Source organism: Stenotrophomonas sp. ZAC14D2_NAIMI4_7 (genome assembly GCF_003086675.1).
Classification (GTDB): Bacteria; Pseudomonadota; Gammaproteobacteria; order Xanthomonadales; family Xanthomonadaceae; genus Stenotrophomonas.
Map to the genome: position 1 here is coordinate 460,217 of NZ_CP025995.1, position 23,041 is coordinate 483,257.

Annotated in this window: 18 protein-coding genes; 12 read left to right on the plus strand and 6 right to left on the minus strand. The window is 67.7% G+C overall.

All coding sequences use genetic code 11. The features are described 5' to 3' along the window. Nucleotides 1-77: 77 nt before the first annotated feature. Nucleotides 78-1,172, minus strand: coding sequence for a dipeptide epimerase (locus C1922_RS02080; protein WP_108748263.1), 1,095 nt, complete (start codon nt 1,170-1,172; stop codon nt 78-80). Beyond that, entirely contained in the window at nt 1,169-2,608 is a 1,440-nt protein-coding gene (locus C1922_RS02085; protein WP_108751453.1) for an SH3 domain-containing protein, read from the minus strand. The genes C1922_RS02080 and C1922_RS02085 overlap by 4 nt, the downstream gene beginning before the upstream one ends. Nucleotides 2,609-2,740: 132 nt before the next feature. Between C1922_RS02085 and C1922_RS02090 the strand changes: the two genes are divergently transcribed. The 9 genes from C1922_RS02090 to C1922_RS02130 all read left to right on the plus strand — a co-directional run bounded on the left by C1922_RS02090 (nt 2,741) and on the right by C1922_RS02130 (nt 13,792). Continuing rightward, the gene (locus C1922_RS02090) at nt 2,741-4,216 is read left to right on the plus strand and encodes a transglutaminase-like domain-containing protein (protein WP_108748264.1); all 1,476 of its coding nucleotides are present in this window, start codon (nt 2,741-2,743) and stop codon (nt 4,214-4,216) included. A gap of 42 nt (nt 4,217-4,258) precedes the next feature. Continuing rightward, on the plus strand, nt 4,259-7,282 hold the full coding sequence (locus C1922_RS02095; RefSeq protein WP_108748265.1) for a TonB-dependent receptor: 3,024 nt from the start codon (nt 4,259-4,261) through the stop codon (nt 7,280-7,282). Between the two features lie 47 nt (nt 7,283-7,329). After that, complete coding sequence (locus C1922_RS02100; RefSeq protein ID WP_108748266.1) at nt 7,330-8,877, plus strand: serine hydrolase domain-containing protein; 1,548 nt, start codon at nt 7,330-7,332, stop codon at nt 8,875-8,877. Continuing rightward, complete coding sequence (locus C1922_RS02105) at nt 8,804-9,523, plus strand: M15 family metallopeptidase (RefSeq protein WP_108748267.1); 720 nt, start codon at nt 8,804-8,806, stop codon at nt 9,521-9,523. Before C1922_RS02100 ends, C1922_RS02105 begins: the two co-directional genes overlap by 74 nt. A gap of 194 nt (nt 9,524-9,717) precedes the next feature. Next, entirely contained in the window at nt 9,718-10,089 is a 372-nt protein-coding gene (locus C1922_RS02110; RefSeq protein ID WP_108748268.1) for a hypothetical protein, read from the plus strand. Nucleotides 10,090-10,316: 227 nt separating this feature from the next. Beyond that, complete coding sequence (locus C1922_RS02115) at nt 10,317-10,739, plus strand: EF-hand domain-containing protein (protein WP_108748269.1); 423 nt, start codon at nt 10,317-10,319, stop codon at nt 10,737-10,739. A 93-nt stretch (nt 10,740-10,832) separates the two neighbouring features. Next, the gene (locus C1922_RS02120) at nt 10,833-11,582 is read left to right on the plus strand and encodes an HAD family hydrolase (RefSeq protein WP_108748270.1); all 750 of its coding nucleotides are present in this window, start codon (nt 10,833-10,835) and stop codon (nt 11,580-11,582) included. Nucleotides 11,583-11,613: 31 nt separating this feature from the next. Next, entirely contained in the window at nt 11,614-12,102 is a 489-nt protein-coding gene (locus C1922_RS02125; RefSeq protein WP_108748271.1) for a hypothetical protein, read from the plus strand. 328 nt (nt 12,103-12,430) lie between these two features. Beyond that, complete coding sequence (locus C1922_RS02130; protein ID WP_108748272.1) at nt 12,431-13,792, plus strand: VOC family protein; 1,362 nt, start codon at nt 12,431-12,433, stop codon at nt 13,790-13,792. A 68-nt stretch (nt 13,793-13,860) separates the two neighbouring features. Here C1922_RS02130 and C1922_RS02135 read toward each other — a convergent pair whose 3' ends face one another. Continuing rightward, nucleotides 13,861-15,375: an acetyl-CoA hydrolase/transferase family protein gene (locus C1922_RS02135; protein WP_108748273.1), complete on the minus strand. Its 1,515-nt coding sequence runs from the start codon at nt 15,373-15,375 to the stop codon at nt 13,861-13,863. 413 nt (nt 15,376-15,788) lie between these two features. Here C1922_RS02135 and glnE point away from each other — a divergent pair, with 413 nt between their 5' ends. Next, the gene (gene glnE / locus C1922_RS02140; protein ID WP_108748274.1) at nt 15,789-18,584 is read left to right on the plus strand and encodes a bifunctional [glutamate--ammonia ligase]-adenylyl-L-tyrosine phosphorylase/[glutamate--ammonia-ligase] adenylyltransferase; all 2,796 of its coding nucleotides are present in this window, start codon (nt 15,789-15,791) and stop codon (nt 18,582-18,584) included. A gap of 693 nt (nt 18,585-19,277) precedes the next feature. On the opposite strand, the gene C1922_RS02145 is transcribed toward glnE, so the two are convergent. The 3 genes from C1922_RS02145 to C1922_RS02155 form a co-directional block, all read right to left on the minus strand. Continuing rightward, nucleotides 19,278-19,841 carry a queuosine precursor transporter gene (locus C1922_RS02145; RefSeq protein ID WP_108748275.1) on the minus strand — a complete coding sequence of 188 codons (564 nt, stop codon included), beginning with the start codon at nt 19,839-19,841 and terminating at the stop codon, nt 19,278-19,280. A gap of 115 nt (nt 19,842-19,956) precedes the next feature. After that, a complete protein-coding gene (locus tag C1922_RS02150; protein WP_108748276.1) occupies nt 19,957-20,457 on the minus strand; it encodes a hypothetical protein in 501 nt (166 codons plus the stop codon). Between the two features lie 104 nt (nt 20,458-20,561). After that, a complete protein-coding gene (locus C1922_RS02155) occupies nt 20,562-21,521 on the minus strand; it encodes a mitochondrial fission ELM1 family protein (RefSeq protein ID WP_108748277.1) in 960 nt (319 codons plus the stop codon). Between the two features lie 130 nt (nt 21,522-21,651). Between C1922_RS02155 and C1922_RS02160 the strand changes: the two genes are divergently transcribed. After that, entirely contained in the window at nt 21,652-22,242 is a 591-nt protein-coding gene (locus C1922_RS02160; RefSeq protein WP_108748278.1) for a malonic semialdehyde reductase, read from the plus strand. Between the two features lie 83 nt (nt 22,243-22,325). Then, on the plus strand, nt 22,326-23,033 hold the full coding sequence (locus C1922_RS02165) for a YceI family protein (protein ID WP_108748279.1): 708 nt from the start codon (nt 22,326-22,328) through the stop codon (nt 23,031-23,033). Nucleotides 23,034-23,041: the final 8 nt, after the last annotated feature.

The window sequence follows — 23,041 nt, forward strand, 5'->3', positions numbered from 1 at the left end:
GGTCGCGTAGAGCGGGTCATGGGGTTGGTCGGGCGGGTGGGGCCCTTGTAGAGTCGAGCCATGCTCGACTGATCGGGTCAACCCAGCATCTCCAGCCCACGCACTTCGGTGATGCCCAGCCCGGGTACATCGGCAATGCTGATTTCCGATTCGTTGAAATGCACGCCGCCGCTGACCGGGTCGAACTGGCCAAGCGAAGGGCCGTCCAGGTCGACCTTGGTGATCACATCGCTCTTGGCCACGGCCAGGTGCACGGCGGCGGCCACGCTGATGCTCGACTCGATCATGCAGCCGATCATGCACGGCACGCCATAGATGCCGGCTATGTCGGCAATGCGGATCGCGTTGGACAGGCCGCCGGTCTTCATCAACTTGATGTTGATGATGTCCGCCGCGCGCTGCTGGATCAGGTCCATCACCTGGCTCGGGCTGAACACGCTTTCGTCGGCCATCACCGGGGTGTTCACCCGGTCGGTCACGTACTTCAGGCCGTTAATGTCGGCGGCCTTCACCGGCTGTTCCAGCAGTTCCAGCACCACGCCCGCCTCTTCCAGCGTGCGCATGGCATGCACCGCCTGCTTGGCGGTCCAGCCCTGGTTGGCATCCAGGCGCAGCAGGGCGCGGCCCTGCACGGCGGTGTGGATCGCCTTCACCCGCTCGATATCCAGGCCGATGTCCTTGCCGACCTTGATCTTCAGCGACTCGAAACCGCGATCAATGGCCGACAACGAATCGGCCACCATCTTGTCGATGTAATCCACGCTGATGGTGATGTCGGTGGTGATGACCGGATCGCCGCCGCCCAGCATCTGGTACAGCGGTGCGCCGTGCAGCTGCGCCCACAGGTCGTACAGCGCGATTTCCACCGCCGCCTTGGCGCTGGTGTTGCGCTCCATGGCGGTCTGCACCAGGCCGCACAGGCGATTGAGGTTGACCACTTCCTGGCCGATCAGGCGCGGGGCGATGAAGTGGCGGACCGCTTCGATGATCGAGCCGTGGGTATCGCCCGTGATCACTGCCGTGGCCGGTGCTTCACCGTAGCCGGTGTGGCCGGTATCGGTGCGCACCAGCACCACCACGTCTTCCACGGTTTCCACCGTGCGCAGGGCGGTCTTGAAGGGGGTCTTCAGCGGCACGCGCAGCATGCCCAGTTCGATGGCGGTGATCTTCATTCAGGGGTCTTGGTGCGCAGGCGTTGGATGTTGGTGATGCGGTCGATGTAGCGGACGGTGTCGCTGGCCATCATCGGCTCCAGCGGGGTGACCGAAACACCATTCAGATGGGCCTGTACGCGCTGGCCGTCGGCGCCGAACCAGCTGCCGCCGGCGGTATCGTGGATGACCCAGGTGCGGCCGTCGACGTGGCCGATGGCCATCATCACGTGGCCGGGAATGTAGACCAGGTCGCCCACCTGCAGGTTGGCTACGGCGCGATCGCGCACCGCCTTGCTGTCCTTGTCGGTGAAGGGTAGGCGGTCCAGCGCCGGGCTGACTGCCTGCGCGCTGGTATTGCGCGGCAGCAGCACGCCGAAGCTGCGGTAGATTTCCGAAACGAAGCCGCTGCAGTCGCGGGTGTCGTAGTCGTGGCCCCAGCCGTAGCGTTCGCCCAGGAACTTGAAGGCTTGCTGCAGCAGCAGGCGCGGGGTCAGCGGCAGGTAGTCGGCGGCGGTGTCCTGCGAGCGCGGCAGCAGGGCCGGCACCAGCTTCAGGCTCCCGTCGGCTTCGCGCACCGGCAGCTGCACCACCCACGCGGCATGCGCCTGCTGGCCGTTCACCGCGGTGGCGGCCGGCCAGTCGGCCAGCACCGGCAGGCGCACCCCCATGTCCAGCTGCAGGCGCGATACGCGCGGTTCTTCCGGGGTGTAGGCGGTATGGGCGACCGCGCCGGTCACGATGCGGTAGGGGCCCTGCGTGGCGTAGCCGAGCACGCTGGCCTTCTCGCCGGTGGCCACGGCTTCGGCTTCGATCCAGGCGCTGTAGCGTTCGCTGTGCACGAACAGCCAGCGGCCATCGGCACTGCGGTGGACGACGGCCACCTTGTCACCGGGGAACAGCGCCGATTCCTGGAAGCGATCGATATCGGTATCGCCGCGGCTGCTGAAAACGCGTTGGCGGGTGGGGAAGGTACGCAGTGCGGCGCGCTTCACCACCAGGCCGTAGGCCGGGCTGACCTGCGCCGGCACGCCCTGCAGGCCCAGATTGGCCTCGATCGCGCTGCGCTGGGCCGGGGCGATGTCCTGGCCGGCGTCGTTGTACAGCGCACGCGTCGGCCACTGCGACAGGGCGGTGATGCCGGCGCGCACCTGCTGCGCCGAAAGCTGCGCGGGCAGCGCGGCGATATCCTGGATGTGGGCATCCTTCGCACGCATGCGCGCGTTCTGCGCCTGGATCTGCGCACGGTCCAGGATCGGCGCATCGGCGTTGTCCAGCCGCGCGGCCCAGTAGTCCGGGGTCAGATAGGCCTCATGCAGTCCGATCACATACGGCAGCGGTGCGCCGGGATCGGGTCCGGGCGCGGCCTGTGCGAGGACCGGCGTGGCCAGCAGGCACAGGGCCAGGGACCAGCGGCGCCAGGTGACACGGCGCGGTTTGCGGGAAGCCAGGATCATGCGCTGCACACCCTCCTCGAATGCCTGTAGGAATATTTATTCCTTTCGACGGCGAAAGCAAGAATAAATTATTGACCACCCCCGTCGCCCGTGTTACACAGCCGTTACCACCCGCGCTGGGGAAGTGTCGCTGTGGAATCCGTCGTTCGCAAACCGCGTCTGCCTGTTGCCGCCGGCCTGGGTGCCGGGCTGCTGCTGTGGGCGTGCGCGGCGGCGGCGGCACCGTCGTCTGGCGCGCGCCTGTTGCAGGTGATCGATGCCGTCGACGCCGGCCACTTCGCGCAGGCGCAGGCGTTGATCGCGCAATCGCCCGGCACGGCCGAACTGCAGTTCCAGGACGAGCGCATGCGCCGCATCCGTCTGGATTTCAGCCTGGACCGCGCCGCCGCACAGGCGGCCGTGCGCCGTTGGATTCCCGACCTGACCGACGAAGAATTCGCGCGCTGGGACCAGCGCGGCCTGATTGAACACCTGGATATCGACGGCACCCGCTGGTACTTCAAGCGCGCGCCGTCGAACCTGTTCCTGCTCAGTGATGAAGCGCGTGCGCGCCGCCGTGCCGATGCGCCGCTGCCAGCGCCCGGCCCCAATGAAGTGCTGAACGCCCACCACGCGCAGGTGCTGGCCGCGGCCGCGCGCACCGGCAACGCCGCGGTGCTGCCGCAGCGCATTGCGTTCACCCAATCGCTGACGGTGAAGGCCGATGCGGTGCCGGCCGGCGAAACCGTGCGCGCGTGGATTCCGTACCCGCGCGAGATTGCCGGCCAGCAGGAACAGCTGCAGTGGCTGGGCAGCAGGCCAGCCAACGCACAGGTGGCGCCGGCCAGCACCCTGCAGCGCACGGCCTACCTGGAAGCCAAGGCGGTGGCCGGGCAGCCCACACGCTTCGAGATCCGCTATGCGCTGACGATTTTCGCGCGGCATACCGCCATCGATACGGCGCGCGTGCAGGCCACGCCTGCCGACCCCGCGTTGCAGCCTTACCTGGCCGAGCAGTTGCCGCATGTGCAGTTCACCCCGGCGCTGAAGCTGTTCTCCGACCAGGTGCTGCAGGGCGAAACGCGGCCGTATGAAGTGGTACGCAGGCTGTTCGCCGCGGTCGATCGCATTCCCTGGGCCGGTGCGCGCGAGTACTCCACGCTCAGCAACATCAGCGATTACGCGCTGCGCGCCGGCCATGCCGACTGCGGCCAGCAGACGCTGCTGCTGATCGCCCTGCTGCGCATGAACGGTATTCCGGCGCGCTGGCAGTCGGGCATGGTGTTTTCAGACGATGGCAGCGGCTACAACAACCTGCACGATTGGGGGCAGGTCTACCTGGCGCCGTACGGTTGGCTGCCCATGGACGTGACCACCGGCGTGCTGGCCAGCGATGTGCCTGCGCTGCGCGACTTCTACCTGGGTGGCCTGGACGGCTACCGCATCGCCTTCAACGACGATTTCGGCCAGCCCCTGGTGCCGGCCAAACAGCATTACCGCTCGGAAACGGTCGACTCGCAGCGCGGCGAGGCCGAGTGGGCAGGCGGCAACCTGTACTTCGACCAGTGGAGCTATGACCTCCAGTGGCAGGTACTGCCCGCCAGGCAACCCCAGCGCGACATCCGCTAGATCCATTCCACACCATTCAATTCTTGCAGGAGAGAGCAGGGGATGAAGGCTTACAGCATCAAGCGGGCGGCGTTGAGCGTCGCCCTGGGCGCGTGTCTGGGCGTGATCGCGCCGGGCATTGCATTCGCACAGAACGTGACCGGCGCGGTGGCCGGCCGGGCCAGCGCCGGTGACCAGATCACCGTGGTCAGCAGCAGCACCGGCCTGACCCGCACGGTGACCGTGGGCGCCGATGGCAGCTACCGCCTGGGCCAACTGCCGGTGGGCGACTACCAGCTGCAGCTGAGCCGCGATGGGCAGACCCTGGGCGAGCAGGTGGCGGTGAGCGTGGCGGTGGGCGGCACCACCACGGTGAACCTGGCCAGCGGTGGCGGCGTGACCAACCTGGACGCCCTGCAGGTGCGCGGCACGCGCGTGGTCAACCGCGTGGATGTCTATTCCACCGAAACCTCGTTCAACATCAACCGCCAGGAGATCTCGCGGCTGCCGGTGGCGCAGGACCTGTCGGCGGTGGCGCTGATGGCGCCGGGCGTGGTGGGTGGCAATTCCTCGTTCGGTGGGCTGTCCTTCGCCGGTTCGTCGGTGGCCGAAAACGCGGTGTTCATCAACGGCCTGAACGTGACCGACATGTACACCCGGCGCGGCTTCAGCACGGCGCCGTTCGCGTTCTTCAACGAATTCCAGGTCAAGACCGGCGGCTATTCGGTGGAGTTCGGTCGTTCCACCGGCGGTGTCATCAACGCGGTCACCCGTTCGGGCAGCAACGAATTCAAGGGCGGCGTGGAAGTGACCGCCGAACCCAGCGCCTGGCGTTCCAGCGCGGGCGACCACTTCCACCGCGATGGCAGTGCGCATTCCTATGGCAGTCGTGACAACAATTCGTTCCTGAAGACCAACGTCTGGGGCTCCGGCCCGATCATCAAGGACAAGCTGTTCCTGTTTGCCATGTACGAAGACCGCAGCGACAAGGGGCACAACACCTCGTCCGACGGCAGTACCTGGTTCAAGAATGATTCCGGCAACGGCTTCTGGGGCGCCAAGCTGGACTGGAACATCAACGACAACCACAGCCTGGCCCTGCTGGCGTTTTCCGACGAAGGCGATGTGACCAACGCGTCCTATGGCTATGACTGGGACGAGGACGAGATTGGCGCCTGGGGCGGCGATTCGGTAACCGAAACCGGCGGCAAGAACTGGTCGGCCACCTATACCGGCCACTTCGGCCAGAACTTCACCGCCCGCGCCATGGTGGGCCAGAACAACCAGCGTGCGTTCACCAATTCGTCGCTGGACCAGGCCTGCAGCCCGGTCTTCACCGACAGCACCTACGGCAGCCGCCTGTACAAGCTGCAGGGCCTGCGCGCCGGTTGCCACCCCACCGGTACCGCGGTGGCCGAGCGTGATGACACCCGTGATGTGGCGCGCCTGGATTTCGAATGGCAGCTGGGCGAGCACCTGCTGCGCTTCGGCGTGGACCGCGAACTGATGACCACCGATCAGTCCACCCGTTACCCCGGCCCTACCGCGCTGAGCTATACCGCCTATGTGGCGCGCCCCGGCGATGAAGTGTGGGACGGCGCCAATGCCTACGTGCCGGCCGGCGTGACCGAGATGCTGCGTGCACGCAACCGGCAGTCCGGTGGCAAGTTCGAAACCGAAGCGAACGCCTTCTACCTGGAAGACATCTGGAACGTCACCCCGAACCTGATGCTGAACCTGGGCGTGCGCTGGGACCGCTTCGAGAACCGCACCGCGCAGGGCAATGCCTTCATCAAGATGGACGACCTGGTGGCGCCGCGCGTGGGCTTCTCGTGGGACATGCGCGGTGACGGCAGCACCAAGCTGTTCGGCAACGCCGGCCGCTACTACCTGCCGGTCACCAACAACATCAACGTCAACTTTGCCGGCGGCCTGACCGACGAATACAGCTACTACGTGCTGGAAGGCTGGCAGCCGCAGACCTCGCCCACCGGCTCGGCGTACATGGCGCCGATCATCGGCCAGCAGATCGGCCCGACCGATACGCGCATGAACACCGGCGGCGCCGACCTGCGGCAGAGCGTGGACAAGGACCTGAAGGCGGTCTACCAGGACGAGTACATCCTGGGCTTCCAGAGCATGATCAACCAGGCCTGGTCGTGGGGCGTGAATGCCACCTACCGGCGCATGACCCGCGCGCTGGATGACATCCGCATCAACTACACCCCGTGTGGTCCGACCCCCAGCACCCTGTGGCCGATCGCCAACCCCGGCGAATCGCTGACGATCTGGGGCGATTCCAGCATCGGCTGCGCGCAGGAAGGCTGGATCACCATCGATACCGCCAACAGCGGCTACCGCAAGGGCGGCAGCGGCGAAGTGATCGGCTATTCCAAGCCCAAGCGCACCTACAAGGGGCTGGAATTCCAGATCGACCGCGCCTGGGACGAGAAGTGGCTGTTCAACGCCTCCTACCTGTGGTCCAAGAGCGAAGGCAACTTCGAAGGACCGGTGAACTCGGACACCAACTACGGCGACACCGGCATGGTGCAGTTCTGGGACCACCCGGCCACCAACGAACGCTATGGCGTGCTGTTCAACGATTTCCGCCACCAGTTCAAGCTGCGCGCAGCGTATGCGCTGAACAAGCAGTGGTCGTTCGGCACCACGCTGCAGGTGCAGTCCGGTGGCCCGATCACCGCCTATGGCGTGATGTGGCCCAACGACAGCATCGCCGGGGGCAGCACCTCCAGCGAGGGTAGCGGCGGCGGCACCGGCTGGCTGTGCGTGGCCAACTGTTCCGGGCCGTATGACCAGCGCCAGTTCGAGTACAGCCCGCGCGGTGCGTTCGGTCGCCTGCCGTGGACCTGGACCCTGGGTGCCAACGTGACCTGGCGCTTGCCGGTGGAGGGCATCGACCTGAGCGCGCGGCTGTCGGTGTACAACCTGTTCAACAACCAGGAAACCATCAACGTGCACCAGCGCTACGAAGCGCAACCGGGCGTGTACCGCGAAGCCACCTTCGGCACGGGCACGCGCTGGCAGGCCCCGCGCTACACCCAACTGGTGGTGACGTGGAACTTCTGAGCCGCCCCGCTGGCGCCGTGCGGGGCCGTTACCGGCGTTGCGTCGGCATGGCCCTGCTGGCACTGGCACCGGCGGTCCACGCGCAGGCCACCAGCACTGCATACATCGATGCCGACGTGGCCGCCGTGGTGCAGCACGAGCACCTGCCGGGCATCGCCCTGGCCGTCGTGGAGGATGGCCGCGTGGCCTACCGCTACGTCCAGGGCGAACGCGGTGATGGCGGACGCATCGACGAAGACACGCTGTTCAAGATCGCGTCCAACAGCAAGGCCATGACCGCCGCCCTGCTGGCCCGCCTGGTGGAGCAGGGAAAACTGCGCTGGGATGACCCGGTACGCAAGTACCTGCCCGCCTTCCGCATGCATGACCCCTGGGTAGGCGAGCAGATGCAGGTGCGCGACCTGTTGATTCACAACAGCGGTCTTGGCCTGGGCGCGGGCGACCTGATGCTGTGGCCCGAGCCCAACGCCTACACCCGCGCCGACATCATCGCCGGGCTGGCCCACCTGAAGCCGGTCAGCAGCTTCCGCAGTGGCTATGCCTACGACAACCTGATGTATGTGGTGGCCGGCGAAGTGGCCGCAGCCGCCGGCGGCAAGCCCTATGACCAGCTGCTGCGCGAACAGGTGTTCCAGCCGCTGGGCATGCGGCGCTGCCAGGTGGGTGCGTGGTCGGTGAAGCACGTGGGCAACGTGGCGCAGCCGCATACCGTTCGCGATGGGCAACCGGTGGTGGTCAACGCCGACGGCGCGCGCAGCCCTGACCTGACCTCGATGGCCGCCGGTGGCATCCGCTGTTCGCTGGCTGACATGACCCGCTGGATGCAGGTGCTGCTGGACCCGGCGCTGGTGCCCGATTGGCTGGGCAGCGAGCAGCGCCGCACGCTGTGGAGCCTGCACATGCCCATGCCGCTGGGCGAACGCCAGCGCCGCTGGGACAACGCGCACTTCCATGGTTATGGCTATGGCTGGCGGGTTTCAGACATGGACGGGCAGTGGAAGGTGGCGCACACCGGTACGCTGTCCGGAATGTATTCCTCGCTGGCGCTGTTGCCCGACCGCAAGGTGGGCGTGGTGATGCTGATCAACGGCGAAGGCGAGGATGCGCGCATCGCGCTGATGCAGTCGATGTTGAAGGGCTACACCGCGCCCGAGCAGGCCGCCTCTGCCATGAGCTACCTGGGCGAACTGGCCGCCGATCGCGCGGCGCGTGCGGCCAGCGCTGGCGGGCGGCCCTCCACCGCCGGGGCGCGCGCGGCTACGTCTGACGACCTGGCGCGCTGGCAGGGCCGCTATCGTGATCCCTGGCTGGGCAACGCATCGCTCTGCCCCGGGCCAAAGGGGCTGCGCTTTGCCGTGGAAAAATCACCGAAGCTGCGGGCCAGCGTGCAGCAGGTGCAGGGGCGCTGGCTGCTGCACTGGGATACGCTGGGTGAGCAGGCACAGGCATGGCTGCAGCCGGGCGACGGCGAGCCGGCAACGCTGGACCTGCGTGCCATCGACCCCGAGATCGACTTCAGCTATGACTTCCAGGATCTGCATTTCACTCGCACTGGCGATTGCACTGGCAGCGGCGGCGACGTCCCGCGCCGCTGAGCCGCCGCGTGTTTCCACGGCCACCGATGCCACGGCGGCCGGGCTGGTCGAAATCCGCTCGCTGTCGCCGCAGATCCAGCTCGACATCCGTTACGCCGGCGCCAACAACTTCACTGGCGCCCCCGTGCCGGGCTATCAGGCGCAGGCCTGCTATCTGCTGGCGCCGGTGGCACAGGCGCTGGCCCGGGTGGAAGCCGACCTGCGCAGCGCCGGTTATGGCCTGCGACTGTACGACTGCTACCGGCCCGTGCGCGCGGTACAGGCGTTCATGGCCTGGGTGCACGATCCGCGTGAGCAATCGCGCAAGGCCCTGCAGTACCCAGACCTGGACAAGCGGCAGCTGCTGGCCGACGGTTACATCGCCGAGCGTTCGGGCCACAGCCGTGGCGCCACCGTCGACCTGGGCCTGCTGGATTGCCGCACCGGCGCGTGCGGGATGATGGACATGGGCACCGATTTCGATTTCTTCGGCGTGCGCGCGCATACCGAAACACCGGGGCTGACCCCGGCGCAGCGCGGCAACCGCCAGCAGCTGCTGCAGGCCATGGCCCGGCGCGGGTTCGCCAACTACCCGCAGGAATGGTGGCATTACACCCTGCAGCCCGAACCGGACCCCGGCACCGCCTACGACGTCCCCGTGCGGTAGGTCCACGCCAGGCGTGGATGGTTTTCGCTTTATCCCAGGATTTCATCCACGCAGGGCGCGGATCAGCTGTGTCGACCAAGGTCGACACCTACCAACCGTTGCTTCAGTCGAGCATGGCTCGACTCTACAGAGGTGCAGGGCGCAGCCCTGCCGATGCCTCTACACTGGCTGCCTCTCCCCGCACGCGCGCCCGCATGAACCTTCCGCTGCACTTCGGCCTGCTTGGCACCCTGGAAGCTGGCGGCATCGCCCTGCTGGTCGGCCTGCTGATGTACCTGCTGATGCTGCGCGTGGTGCGCGGGCTGGGTGGTTCGGTGAACCAGGCCATCGGTGCTTCGTGCGTGCTGGCGGTGATGATCGGCGCCGGCATCGATATCTGGAAGTTGTTCTACATGGGCATCGTGCGGCTGGAGTCGCCGCTGTATGCGCGCATCTTCCTGTCCACCATCCACGATCCCAACGAACTGGGCAGCCGGGTGGTGCTGGAAATCGCCGGCGCGCTCGCCGGTGTGGCCTTGGGATGGATTGTGTTCAGTTCGCGGTCATCCGCGCAGAACGTCGACTGACGCAGGTTTTTCGTTGCCTGCAGGTTAAATCCGCGCGCGCTGAATGCGCGTCTTATGAGCCGCTCACTTCGCGCTAACCACTGCGCTAAAGCATGCGCGTGGCCGAGTGGTTAATGCCGCGTGGTGGCGCCGGTCGTGGCGCAAAATCGATTCAGAAACGGGGTGGCAGGGTAGGTGCCGTGCGGAAACAACAGGCCGCGCAACACCACCCAAAGGAGACATCCCCTATGACGATTCGCAACCGTAAGCCCCTGATCGCCCTGGTCGTTGCTGCTGGCAGCCTGCTCACCCTTCCGGCCATGGCGCAGTCCGCCCAGCAGCAGGCCGCGCAGGCACAGAACCAGGCCGCGCAGGCCCAGCAGTCGGCGGCACAGGCCGGCCAGGCCGCTGACCAGGCCAGCAACGCAGCGGCCGCAGCGTCGGCGCAGGCCAGCGGTGGCGGTGGCGGCGGCCAGACCTGGGCCAGCATCGATACCGATGGCAACGGCACCATCAGCAAGGCCGAGGCGCAGGTGAACGCGGGCCTGGCCCAGGTGTTCGATCAGGCCGATGCCAACAAGGACGGGGAACTGAGCCCCGATGAGTACAAGGCCTACGTGGCGGCCCAGCAGGGCGCCGCGGCCGGCGGCAACGCCGCGCCGGGCCGCTGATCCAACACCGTCGGGACAACCGGTGCATGGGGACCCGGGCGGCTTCGGCCGCCCGGGTTTTTTCTGCGTGCCGGGGGCCTGTATCCTTGTGCGATGAACACTTCCATGCCCGCGCCGTCGCGCGCTATTGGCCTGGTCGGTTTTGACGGTGACGATACGCTGTGGAAGAGCGAGGACTACTACCGCAAGGCCGAGCAGGATTATCTGGACCTGCTGTCGCGCTACATCGACGTGCACGACACCCGCACCGCGCGCCACCTGCTGGAAGTACAGCAGCGCAACCTGGGCGTGTTCGGTTACGGGGTAAAGGGCATGGCGCTGTCGATGATCGAAGCGGCCATCGACATCACCGGCCAGCGCATCGAAGCCAAGGACATCCAGCGCATCCTGGACATCGGCCATGACACCCTGCGCCACCCGGTCGAACTGATCGACGGCGTGCGCGAATCGGTGGCGGCCATCGCCGAACACTACCCGGTGGTGCTGATCACCAAGGGCGATCTTTTCCACCAGGAAGCGAAGATCGATGTCGCCCGCCTGCACGATCTGTTCCCGCGCATCGAGATCGTGTCCGAGAAGGACCCGCAGACCTACGCCCGCGTGCTGGCCGAATTCGAACTGCCGATCTCGCAGTTCGTGATGGTCGGCAACTCGCTGCGCTCGGATATCGAGCCGGTGGTCACCCTGGGTGGCTGGGGCATCCATACCCCGTACGCGGTTACCTGGGCCCACGAAACCGAGCACGGCGTGGCCGAGGACGAGCCGCGCATGGTCACCGCCGATACCGCCTGGGACTGGCCGGCTGCGCTGGCCGCCATTGAGGCCAAGGCCGCAGCGGCCTGACAGGGCGCTGCGGCTGCGGCAGAATCGGGGCATGAACCTGATCCTGCGCGCGCTGCTGTCGATTCTGCTGCTGGTGCCGGCCACCGTGCTGGCCCAGCAGACCGCCGAACGTTCGGCGGCCTATGAAGTGAACAGCGGCGACAGCTGGCTGGATGCCCAGCTTCAGGACATCAACCATTACGCCGAGCGCTACCCCGACGCCTTCCTGGACGAAGTCTCGCGCTATGCCGACGTGCCGCGCGCCTACGTCAGCGCGCTGTTCACCGCCCACGGCTGGCAGGCTGGCGACATCTACTTCGCCTGCTTCTGGGCCAGGGCCAGCGGCCAGACCTGCCGCGACAGCGTGCGCGCCTTCAGCCAGAACCCGGAAGGCGGCTGGGAAGCGGTGGTCGAGCGCATGCCGGTGAAGCCGACCAATCTGCACCTGCGCGCCGTGCGCCACGCCGTAGTGGCCAGCTTCGAGCACTGGGACCGGCCGATCACCCTCGATACCACCCTGAAGCGCCAGCTCGGCCGGTAGCGCCGGGCCGTGCCCGGTGGGGGTCTGGTAGGCGCGAACCTCGGTTCGCACGTCTTTGCCCCGGCCCCTGCCAGATCGGTGCGAACCAAGGTTCGCACCTACCAAAGCAGTCCCCGGCTGCTGCCATGCCCGGCAGTTGCCCGGTAGGTGCGAACCTTGGTTCGCACGTCTTTGCCCCGGCTGCTGCCATGCCCGGCAGTTGCCCGGTAGGTGCGAACCTTGGTTCGCACGCCCCTATCCGTCATGCTGCTGTGCGTCTCGCCGCGGCCACGCGCTGCGGCGACAATAGGGATTCGCGTTGTTCCCCGTTCCCGTGATCGAGTAACCGATGAGCGCCTCTTTCGTTTCGCCTGATCTGATCCGCCGCCTGTTCGCCCAGGCCATGTCCCGCATGTACCGCACCGAAGTGCCGCTGTACGGCGCGCTGGTGGACCTGGTGGAGCGCATCAACTCGCAGGTTCTGGAAAGCGACCCCGCGCTGGCCGCGCAGCTGCAGCGCAACGATGAACGTGCGCGCCTGGACGAAGAGCGCCATGGCGCCATCCGCGTCGGCACCGTGCAGGAACTGGCCACCCTGCGCCGCCTGTTCGCGGTGATGGGCATGTACCCGGTGGGTTACTACGACCTGTCGGTGGCCGGCGTGCCGGTGCATTCCACTGCCTTCCGTCCGCTGACCGCTGCCGCGTTGGCGCAGAACCCGTTCCGCGTGTTCACCTCGCTGCTGCGGCTGGAACTGATCGAAGACGAAACCCTGCGCGCCGAATCCGCGCGCATCCTCGAGCGCCGCCGTATCTTCACCGACGGCGTGCTGGCGCTGATCGACCAGGCCGAGCGTGACGGTGGCCTGTCGCAGGCCGATGCCGAACGCTTCGTGGCCGAGGCACTGGAAACCTTCCGCTGGCACGGCGATGCCACCGTGGATCTGCCCACCTACCACGCCCTGCACAACGCGCACCGCTTGGTAGCGGACGTGGTCAGCTTCCGTGGCCCGCATATCAACCACCTGACCCCGCGCACGCTGGATATCGACGCCGCACAGGGCGCGATGATCGAACAGGGCATGGCCGCCAAGGCGGTGATCGAGGGCCCACCGCGCCGCGCCTGCCCGATCCTGCTGCGGCAGACCAGCTTCAAGGCGCTGGAAGAGGCCGTGCATTTCCCGGATGCGGAAGGCGGCGACGCCGGCACCCATACCGCGCGCTTCGGCGAGATCGAGCAGCGCGGTCTGGCGCTGACCCCGAAGGGCCGCGCGCTGTACGACCAGCTGCTGGCGCAGGCGCGCGATGCCGGCGGTGCCGGCAGCACCGGCGACGACTACGGCCAGCGCCTGCAGGCGGTGTTCGCCAGCTTCCCCGACGACCATGACACGCTGCGCCAGGAAGGCCTGGGCTACTACCGCTACCAGCTGACCGAGGCCGGGCGTGCCGCGCCGGAGCGCGTGGCCGATCTACCGGCCGAAGTGCTGGTGGCGGCGGGCCTGGCCACCGCCGACCCGATCGTCTACGAAGATTTCCTGCCGGTCAGTGCGGCAGGCATCTTCCAGTCGAACCTGGGCGGCGAAGAACAGCGCGCCTACGCCGCGCACGCCAACCGCGAAGCCTTCGAACAGGCGCTGGGCGTAGCGGTGAATGACGAGTTCGAGATCTACGAGCGGCTGCAGGCTGAATCGCTGGCGGCGTTGCGCGGTTGATGCAGGGGTGGGGTCAGAGCCCTTTCCGTTGGAAAGGGATCCGACCCCGACGCGGGCCATGACCGGGGTCAGCCCTTCATCGTGCCGGTATCCAGCCAGCGCTGGTGCCACGACAGCGCTTCGGGCAACAGGTGCGGGGTGTGCTTGCCGTAGCTTTCGCGGCTGGCACGGTCGAAGTAATCCTGCAGCTGCGGGCGGAAATCCGGGTGCGCGCAGTTGTCGATCAGTACCTGCGCGCGCTTGCGCGGGGTCAGCCCACGCAGGTCGGCCAAGCCCTGTTCGGTCACGATCACCGACACGTCGTGCTCGGTGTGGTCCACGTGGCTGGCCATCGGCACGATCGCCGAAATGCTGCCGTTCTTCGCCGTGGACGGGCTCAGGAACGCCGACAGGAAGCCATTGCGGGCGAAATCACCCGAACCGCCAATGCCGTTCATGATGCGCGTGCCCATCACGTGGGTGGAATTCACGTTGCCGTAGATATCCACCTCAATCATGCCGTTCATGCCAATGCAGCCCAGGCGGCGCACCAGTTCGGGGTGGTTGGAGATTTCCTGCGTGCGCATGATGATGCGCTCGCGGTAGAAATCGATGTGTTCCTTGAACGTCTCGTTGGCCTGCGGGCTGAGCGCGAAGCCGGTGCACGAGGCATAGCTCAGCACGCCGTCACGCAGCAGGTCCAGCATGCCGTCCTGGATCACTTCGGTGAACGCGGCCAGATCGCGGAAGCCACTCCTGGCCAGCCCGGCCAGCACGGCGTTGGGAATATTGCCCACGCCCGATTGCAGCGGCAGCAGGTTCGGCGGCAGCCGGCCCTTCTTCACTTCATGCTTCAGGAATTCGATCAGGTGCGAGGCGATCTGCTCGCTGGTGGCATCGATCGGGCTGAACGGGCTGTTGCGGTCCGGGCCGTTGGTGCGCACCACGGCCACGATCTTGTCCGGGTCACAGCGCAGCGCGGTATCGCCAATGCGGTCGTTGGCGTTCACCAGCGGAATCGGCTTGCGGTGCGGCGGCAGGGCGGTGCCGTAGTAGATGTCATGCATGCCATCCACGCCGGCCGGCTGCCACTCGTTCACCTCGACGATCACCTTCTTCGCCAGGTCCAGCCAGGTCTTGTTGTTGCCCACCGAAGTGGACGGCACCAGCGAACCATCTTCGCGGATGGCCGACACTTCGATCACCGCGGTATCGATCTCGCCGTAGAAACCGAACCACACGTGCTGGGCCACGTGGCTCAGGTGGATGTCGATGTAATCCAGCTTGCCCTCGTTGATGCGGTTGCGCGCATCCGGGTCGCTCTGGAAGGGCATGCGCATGGCGATGCCATCGGCCTTGGCCAGCGCGCCATCCAGCTCCGGCGCGGTGGAGGCGCCGGTCATCAGCTTGATCTGGAAGGGATGGCCCTGGGCGTGCACCGCTTCGATGCGGCGGGCCAGTTCCACGGGAACGGCCTTGGGGTAACCGGAGCCGGTGAAGCCGCTCATGGCCACGGTTTCACCGGGCTGGATCAGCGCGGCTGCGGCCTCGGCAGAGACCACGCGGTCACGAAGACGCGCGTTGGCGATGCGATCAACAGACATGACGACAGTGTTTCTGGGGGGAAAGCTCGATTATCGGCCATCCCCCCCGGTACGGGGCGTTCTACCTTCGTGGAATGGCTTTTCCGGGGCCGCGTTCACCATACCCAGCAGTTTTGTTTTGCAGTGCAGCGTGCATTGTCCGTCCGCAGCCCGCACGATGGCCCTGCATCCCGACGTGGGGGAGGGAGCAGAGCCCGCTGGCAGTTCGCTGCAAGCGGGCTTTTTTATTGCCCGTCGCCCAAGCTGAATACGCGAAGGCGGGGGTCGGATCCTTTTGCCAACGGCAAACGGCTCCGACCCCACCGCAACCCTCGGCCCCTTGGGGTCAGAGCCCTTTGCCGCTGGCAAAGGGATCCGACCCCGCTGCCATGCCAGCCGTTGGCAAAGGCATCCGGCCCCGCGAGAATCGGGGCATGACCGTTGCCCCCGCCGAAGTGCCCGCCTCCCTGCAGCCCCTGGTAGACCGCGCGCTGGCGCGCCTGGCCCAGGCCGTGCCCGAACCCATTGCCGCCGAACGGCTGCCGTTCCTGGCGCAACTGGCGGTGGCCAGCGATTTCGCCCTGGACACGCTGGTGCGCCAGCCCGGCCTGCTGGCGCAGCTGGCCGCGCCGGGCTGCCCGCCGGTGCCGGCGCCGGTGCTCGACCCGCTGCAGCCCAGCGACTGGCCGGCGCAGCTGCGGCGCTGGCGCACCGCCATGTCCACCCGGTTGATCTGGCGCGACCTGGCCGGCCTGGACGACGTGCCGCAGACCTTGGCCGGCGCCACCGTGCTGGCCGAAGACTGCCTGCGGCTGGCCCTGCAGGCGCTGCAGCAGGAATTCGCCCAGCGCCACGGCGTGGTGCGCGATGCCGATGGCCAGCCGCTGCAGCTGGTGGTGTTCGGCCTGGGCAAGCTGGGCGGCGGCGAACTCAACTTCAGTTCGGATATCGACCTGGTCTACGCCTACCCGCACGGCGGCGAATCGGACGGCCCACGCCCGCTGGCCGCCGAGGAATACTTCGCCCGCCTTGGCCAGCGCCTGGCCAAGCTGCTGGACGACACCACCGTTGATGGCTTCAGCCACCGCGTGGACCTGCGCCTGCGCCCGTTCGGCAGTGCTGGCCGGGTCGCGCTGTCCTTCGCCGCCATGGACCAGTATTTCCAGCGCGAAGGCCGCGACTGGGAACGCTACGCCTGGCTGAAGGCGCGCACCGTGGCCGGCGATATCGCTGCCGGCGAGGCCTGGCTGCAGAGCCTGCGCCCGTTCGTGTACCGGCGTTACCTGGATTTCACCGCGCTGGACGGCCTACGCGAGATGAAGGCGGCGATCACCGCCGAAGTCGCCCGGCGCGAGCTGCACGAAGACATCAAGCGCGGTGCCGGAGGCATCCGCGAAATCGAATTCCTGTGCCAGGCGTTGCAGTTGATCCGCGGTGGCCGCGAGCCGGTGCTGCGCGAGCGCCGCCTGCTGGTGGCGCTGCAGGCACTGGTGAACGCCGGGCAGATTGCCCCCGACGATGGCGCGGCGCTGCGCGAGGCTTACCTGTTCCTGCGCCGGCTGGAAAACCGCCTGCAGATGCTGCGCGACGCCCAGACCCACGTGCTGCCCGGCGACCCGCTGGACCGCGAGCGCATCGCCACGGGCCTGGGCTACCCGCATTGGGACGCACTGCGCGCCGCGCTGGCCAAACAGCAGCAGCGGGTCAGCACCGAATTCGCCGCCTTGCTGGCGCCGCGCCAGGGCCAGGCCGCGCCCGATGCGCTGGCCAGCTACTGGCGCAGCCTGCCCGAGGGCAGCAATGCCGAACTGCTGGCCGACGCCGGCTTCTTCGATGCCAACGGCGCCGACCAGTCGCTGCGCGATTTCGCCCAGAGCACCGGGGTGAAGGCGCTCTCTGACAACGCCCGCGCGCGCCTGGATCGCGTGCTGCCGGCGCTGCTGCATGCCGCCACCCGTTCGCCGCAGCCCGATGCCGCACTGAAGCGCGTGCTGGGATTGCTGCAGGCGGTCCTGCGCCGCACCAGCTACCTGGCACTGCTGGACGAACAACCCAGCGCGCTGGCACGCCTGGTCGATGTGCTGGCACGCAGCGCCCTGCTGGCCGAACGCTTGGCCGCCTATCCGCTGCTGCTGGACGAACTGCTGGATGTGCGCGTGTCTGGGCCGATGCCCGCCTTCACCGGCATGCTGGCCGAATGCCGGCAGGTGCTGCCGGTGGAAGACCCCGAATCGCAGCTGCGCTGGTTGAACGAAACGCGCCTGGCGCTCAGTTTCCGCATGGCCATGGCCACGCTGGATGGCCGCCAGGGCGCGGTGGACAGCACCCGGCAACTGGCCGAACTGGCGCAGGCGGTGGTGATGACCGTGCTGGCCCTGGCCGAGGCGGATATGCACGCCGCGCACGGGCAGGTGCCCGGCGGGCGCTTTGCCATCATCGGCTACGGCAGCCTGGGCGGGCTGGAACTGGGCTTCGGTTCCGATCTTGACCTGGTGTTCCTGCACGACCACCCGGCCGGCGTGGAGGCCAGCGATGGCCCGCGCCCGCTGGAACCGGGGCGTTGGTATGCGCGCCTGGCGCAGAAGGTGATGGCGTTGCTGGGGGCGGTCACCGCCGCCGGCCGCCTGTACGACATCGACGTGCGCCTGCGTCCCGATGGCGGCAAGGGCTCACTGGTGTCCTCGCTGGCCAGCTACACCGAATACCAGCGCGAGCGCGCATGGACCTGGGAACACCAGGCCCTGGTGCGTGCGCGCGGCGTGGCCGGCGATGCCAGCCTGCTGGCCGATTTCGAACAGGTGCGCGCACAGACCCTGGGCCGCGTGCGCGACCCGGATACGCTGTATGCCGACGTGCTGAAGATGCGCGGGCGCATGCGCAGCGAACTGGACCGCAGCGATGCCGGCCGCTTCGACCTGAAGCAGGGGCGCGGCGGTGTGGTGGATCTGGAGTTCCTGCTGCAGACCGGCGTACTGGCGCGCAGCGCACAGGTGCCAGCGCTGCTGGAACCGCGCGACACGCCGTCGCTGATCGACGCACTGGCCGTGGCGGAATTCCTGCCTGCCGGTACCGCGCAGCAACTGCAGGGCGCGCATGCAGCGCTGCTGGATGTCGGCCTGGCCTGCACGCTGGATCGCCGCCCCCGCCTGGCCCCGCCCACCCCCGCGATTGAAGACGCCTGCAGCGTGATTACCGCCGCGTGCGTGGCCGCCGGATTGCCGTTCGCGTGATGCGCGCCCGGGCGGGAACCCGCTTTGGGGAACCCGCGCTTGGTAGGTGCCAACCTTGGTTGGCACACGGAGACCCCGCAGGCCAACCAAGGTTGGCCACTACCGGGTCATGCGGGCGGCCGGAAACCCGCTTTGGGGTGGCCGTTACCGGGCTATGTGGCCGGCCGGGAATGCGCTCTTGGTAGGTGCCAACCTTGGTTGCCACACGGACAACCCGCAGGCCAACCAAGGTTGGCCACTACCGGGTCATGCGGGCGGCCGGAAACCCGCTTTGGGGTGGCCGTTACCGGGTCATGCGGCCGGCCGGGAATGCGCTCTTGGTAGTTGCCAACCTTGGTTGGCACACGGAAAACCCGCAGGCCAACCAAGGTTGGCCACTACCGGGTCATGCGGCCGGCCGGGAACCCGCTTTTGGTAGGTGCCAACCTTGGTTGGCACACGGAGACCCCGCAGGCCAACCAAGGTTGGCCACTACCGGGTCATGCGGGCGGCCGGGAATGCGCTCTTGGTAGGTGCCAACCTTGGTTGGCACACGGAAAACCCGCAGGCCAACCAAGGGCGGCCACTACCGGGTCATGCGGCCGGCCGGGAACCCGCTTTTGGTAGGTGCCAACCTTGGTTGGCACACGGAGACCCCGCAGGCCAACCAAGGTTGGCCACTACCGGGTCATGCGGCCGGCCGGGAACCCGCGCTCAGCGCAGCTCGCTGCGCAGCGGGGCCATCTTCCACAGCAGTGCGCGGAACGGGGCCAGCAGGCACACGCCGATGGCCAGCTTCACGGCCAGGTCGCCGGCGGCCCAGCTCACCCACGGCAGGGTGGAACCGGCGAAGGCGATCGACCAGAAAATGGTGGTGTCCACCGTGGCGCTGCAGGTGGTGGCCACCATCGGGGCGCGCCACCAGCTGCCACGGCGCAGGCGGTCGAACACGGTGATGTCCAGCAGCTGCGCCACGATGAACGCCGAGCACGAGGCAATGGCAATGCGCGGGGTGGCCACCCACACCGACAGCACCACCGCCACCAGGAAACCGATCCACGCCACGCGGCGCGCCGGGCCCGGGCCGAAGCGGCGGTTGATCAGGTTGCTGACCAGGAACGCCACCGGGTAGCTGAAGGCACCCCAGGTCAGCCAGTCATTGATGGGGTACTGCACCAGTACGTTGGACAGCAGCACCACCGCGCCCATGGCCAGCACGGCCAGCACCAGGGCGCGCGGGGTCAGGGGAGCAAACACGGGGGCAGGACGCACGGACATGGCGGGCGGGAAGTAAATAAGTAATCGGCCATTATCCCCCCGTACCCACGTAACGCCAAAAACCGCCGTTCAGGCGGCGCGGCAGCCTCAGTACTGCGGGCTTAGTACTGGGTGCTCAATACTGCGTGTTCCAGCCCTGCGATGCCGGCGCCGGTTCGGGAATATGGGTCAGCGGGCGGCCCTGCGCGTCACGCGCCATCAGCCCCTTTCGGCCTTCGGACGGGGTGTGGTCGAACTGCACCTGCTGCCCCACATGGAACAGCACCGACGGGTCACCCACCTGGTTCGGCCAGCGCACCGCAGCGGTATTACCCGGCTGCCCCGGCTGCTGCAGCAGGACCTCGCGTTCGCCATCCACGTTGGTGCCGATGGACACCACCTGCATCGGCGGCGGCGCGCCATTGGACGGAGGCGTGGGCGCCTGGCCCGGCGGCGGGTTGCGTGCGGCTTCGTCGGCAGCGGCCATGCTGGCCACCAGGCCGGGCGAAACATCCAGGCGCACCGGTTCCGGCGTGTTTTCCACGATGCGGTAAACGCGCCGCGCATCGGCAGAGGCGGTGGCCAGCAGGCCCATGGCCAGTGCCAGGGCGGCGGCAGTGCAGGGCAGGGTACGCATCGTCTGTTCCTCCATGGAGCGAGCGGGCGCGGGGTGGCCCCGCGTGGCCGATCATACCCAATGCCCGTGGCGGCGTTGTGCGGCCGGCACGGGCGCGCCCAGGGTCAGCCCAGCCCCAGCCGGGCCTTCACTTCGGCCGCCACCCGCGCGGTTTCGCGCAGCGGCTCGATGGTCGCGCACTGCCAGTCCAGCCAGCGCGGTTGCAGCCGCCCGCGTTCGCGCAGCTGCTGCTGGAAGCGCGCCAACCGGCCCTGCGCGGTATCGGCCAGCGCCACCGCCACCGGCAGCCGCGTGGCGCAGGCCTCAGAGAGCAGGTTCACCGAATCGGGCGACACCACCACCCGCTGTGCCCAGCCCAGCAGGCCGGCGTAGGGGTTCACGCCATCGCCGCCGTCGCCCCAGATCACATGCGGCAGGTCAGCGAAGATCGCGCGCAGGGTCTCGGCCAGTGCTGGCGGTGTGCGCCGCGAGGTGGTGGCCAGCAGGCTGCCGCCTTCGCTGCGCAGCTGTTCGGCCAGGGCCTGGAACACGCGCACCATGCCGGCTTCGTCCCACGGCGCCAGCGGCGTCGGCCCGCCCACCAGCAGCGCGGTGCGCGGGCCGGGCAGGGCATGGAAATCGGCGAAGGCGGCGCGGCCCAGGCTAAGCCAGTCATCGTCCACCGGGTTCAGGCTGCCCAGCAGGGTCAGCACATTGCTGCCGCGCAAGGCATCGTGTTCGGGCACCACCAGCAGGTCCCAATGGCGGGCGGCAATGCGCGGGTCCAGGATCTGCACCACCTTGCTGCCACGTGCACGCAGCACACGCAGCGCGCCGGCGGCCTGGCGGCCACAGCCGATCGCCAGCGGCGGCGGCTCGGCAGCCAATGTCGCCAACGCCTCACCGTAGCCGTGCACATCCCCCGGCAGGCGGCGCGGCGACATCCAGCGCCAAGGTGCGCGCGGCTGCAATACCAGCGGGCGGTGGGTGCCCAGGCGCAGCGCCGAAGCCAGCGCCACGGCCTGGCGCACATTGCCTGCACGGCCGTCGGTGATCGTCCACGGCGCGCTCGATCGTTTCACCATTGGCATTAATTCGTTTCAGCCCTGCTGGGTGTTGCAACAGTCGCGACACTCTACACTGCGGCTCATTGTTTCGCGCCGCAGCCCCTGCGCTGCTTCGCCCCTTTCCCTGTTGCTGCCCTGGAGATCCACGATGTCCCACGCGCTTGACGCTGCTGCACTGGACCAGCTGTTCCGCACCGCCCGCACCCAGAATGCATTCACCGACACGCCGGTGGACGACAGCCAGCTGCACGCGCTGTACGAACTGCTGAAGTGGGGCCCCACCGCCGCCAACGGCAGCCCGGCGCGTTTCGTGTTCGTGAAGTCGGCCGAAGCCAAGGCCAAGCTGGCCCCGGCGCTGTCCGAAGGCAACCATGACAAGACTCTGGCCGCGCCGGTCACCGTCATCGTCGCTTTCGACCAGGATTTCCACGAAAAGCTGCCGTACCTGTTCCCGCACACCGATGCCAAGGCCTGGTTCGACGGCCCGCGTGAAGGCCGCCACGAAGGCGCGTTCCGCAACGGCAGCCTGCAGGGTGCGTACCTGATCCTGGCCGCGCGCGCGCTGGGCCTGGATGCCGGCCCGATGTCCGGCTTCGACAATGCCAAAGTGGACGAAGCGTTCTTCGCCGGCACCAGCATCAAGTCGAATTTCCTGGTCAACCTGGGTTACGGTGACCCCTCGGGCCTGTTCCCCCGTCTGCCGCGTCTGTCGTTCGACGAAGCGGCGCGCATCGCGTAAGTCGCTGTCTCGGTTTCGGCCCAGCCACCTTGGCGGGCCCCTGCTGCACCGTGTATCCACCCTACGATCCGGAGAGTTTCCTGATGAGCGCCACCCGTAAACTGCTGCTGCCGCTGGCCCTGACCCTGGCCATTGCCGCCTGCTCGAAGCCGGCCGACACCGCTGCCCCGGCCGCCGATGCCGCCGCCCCGGCCACCACCGAACAGGCTGCCACCCCGGCTGCCGACGCCGCTGCTGCGGCCCCGGCTGCCGAAGCGATCCAGATCGCCTCGGGCACCTACAAGCTGGACCCGAGCCACACCGACGTGCTGGCCCAGTGGAGCCACTTCGGCTTCTCCAACCCCAGCGCCCATTTCGGCAACGTGGAAGGCACCCTGGTGTACGACGCCGCCGACGTGACCAAGAGCACCGTGGAAGTGAAGCTGCCGCTGAGCGGCCTGAACAGCTTCACCGCCAAGTTCGACGAACACCTGAAGAGCGCTGATTTCTTCGACGCCGCCAAGTTCGCCGATGCCACCTTCAAGAGCACCAAGGTTGAAGCGGCCGGCACCAACAAGCTGACCGTCACCGGCGACCTGACCATCAAGGGCATCACCAAGCCGGTCACCCTGGACGTGACCGTCAACGGCGGTGGCGAGCACCCGATGGCCAAGGTGCCGGCGGCGGGCTTCGACGCCACCACCACCCTGAAGCGCAGCGACTTCGGCGTGGGCGCGTACGCCCCGAACGTCAGCGATGAAGTGAAGATCCGCATCACCACCGAAGCCACCGGCGAAAAGCCGGCGGCTTGATGTAACCC

What these genes read in the sequence shown, in the direction of transcription:
- C1922_RS02080 (WP_108748263.1), bottom strand. Translation starts at nt 1,172, where the DNA reads ATGAAGATCACCGCCATCGAACTGGGCATGCTGCGCGTGCCGCTGAAG.
- C1922_RS02105 (WP_108748267.1), top strand. Translation starts at nt 8,804, where the DNA reads ATGACTTCCAGGATCTGCATTTCACTCGCACTGGCGATTGCACTGGCA.
- C1922_RS02110 (WP_108748268.1), top strand. Translation starts at nt 9,718, where the DNA reads ATGAACCTTCCGCTGCACTTCGGCCTGCTTGGCACCCTGGAAGCTGGC.
- C1922_RS02115 (WP_108748269.1), top strand. Translation starts at nt 10,317, where the DNA reads ATGACGATTCGCAACCGTAAGCCCCTGATCGCCCTGGTCGTTGCTGCT.
- C1922_RS02120 (WP_108748270.1), top strand. Translation starts at nt 10,833, where the DNA reads ATGAACACTTCCATGCCCGCGCCGTCGCGCGCTATTGGCCTGGTCGGT.
- C1922_RS02130 (WP_108748272.1), top strand. Translation starts at nt 12,431, where the DNA reads ATGAGCGCCTCTTTCGTTTCGCCTGATCTGATCCGCCGCCTGTTCGCC.
- C1922_RS02160 (WP_108748278.1), top strand. Translation starts at nt 21,652, where the DNA reads ATGTCCCACGCGCTTGACGCTGCTGCACTGGACCAGCTGTTCCGCACC.
- C1922_RS02155 (WP_108748277.1), bottom strand. Translation starts at nt 21,521, where the DNA reads ATGGTGAAACGATCGAGCGCGCCGTGGACGATCACCGACGGCCGTGCA.
- C1922_RS02095 (WP_108748265.1), top strand. Translation starts at nt 4,259, where the DNA reads ATGAAGGCTTACAGCATCAAGCGGGCGGCGTTGAGCGTCGCCCTGGGC.
- C1922_RS02135 (WP_108748273.1), bottom strand. Translation starts at nt 15,375, where the DNA reads ATGTCTGTTGATCGCATCGCCAACGCGCGTCTTCGTGACCGCGTGGTC.
- C1922_RS02165 (WP_108748279.1), top strand. Translation starts at nt 22,326, where the DNA reads ATGAGCGCCACCCGTAAACTGCTGCTGCCGCTGGCCCTGACCCTGGCC.
- C1922_RS02125 (WP_108748271.1), top strand. Translation starts at nt 11,614, where the DNA reads ATGAACCTGATCCTGCGCGCGCTGCTGTCGATTCTGCTGCTGGTGCCG.
- C1922_RS02150 (WP_108748276.1), bottom strand. Translation starts at nt 20,457, where the DNA reads ATGCGTACCCTGCCCTGCACTGCCGCCGCCCTGGCACTGGCCATGGGC.
- glnE (WP_108748274.1), top strand. Translation starts at nt 15,789, where the DNA reads ATGACCGTTGCCCCCGCCGAAGTGCCCGCCTCCCTGCAGCCCCTGGTA.
- C1922_RS02145 (WP_108748275.1), bottom strand. Translation starts at nt 19,841, where the DNA reads ATGTCCGTGCGTCCTGCCCCCGTGTTTGCTCCCCTGACCCCGCGCGCC.
- C1922_RS02085 (WP_108751453.1), bottom strand. Translation starts at nt 2,608, where the DNA reads ATGATCCTGGCTTCCCGCAAACCGCGCCGTGTCACCTGGCGCCGCTGG.
- C1922_RS02100 (WP_108748266.1), top strand. Translation starts at nt 7,330, where the DNA reads ATGGCCCTGCTGGCACTGGCACCGGCGGTCCACGCGCAGGCCACCAGC.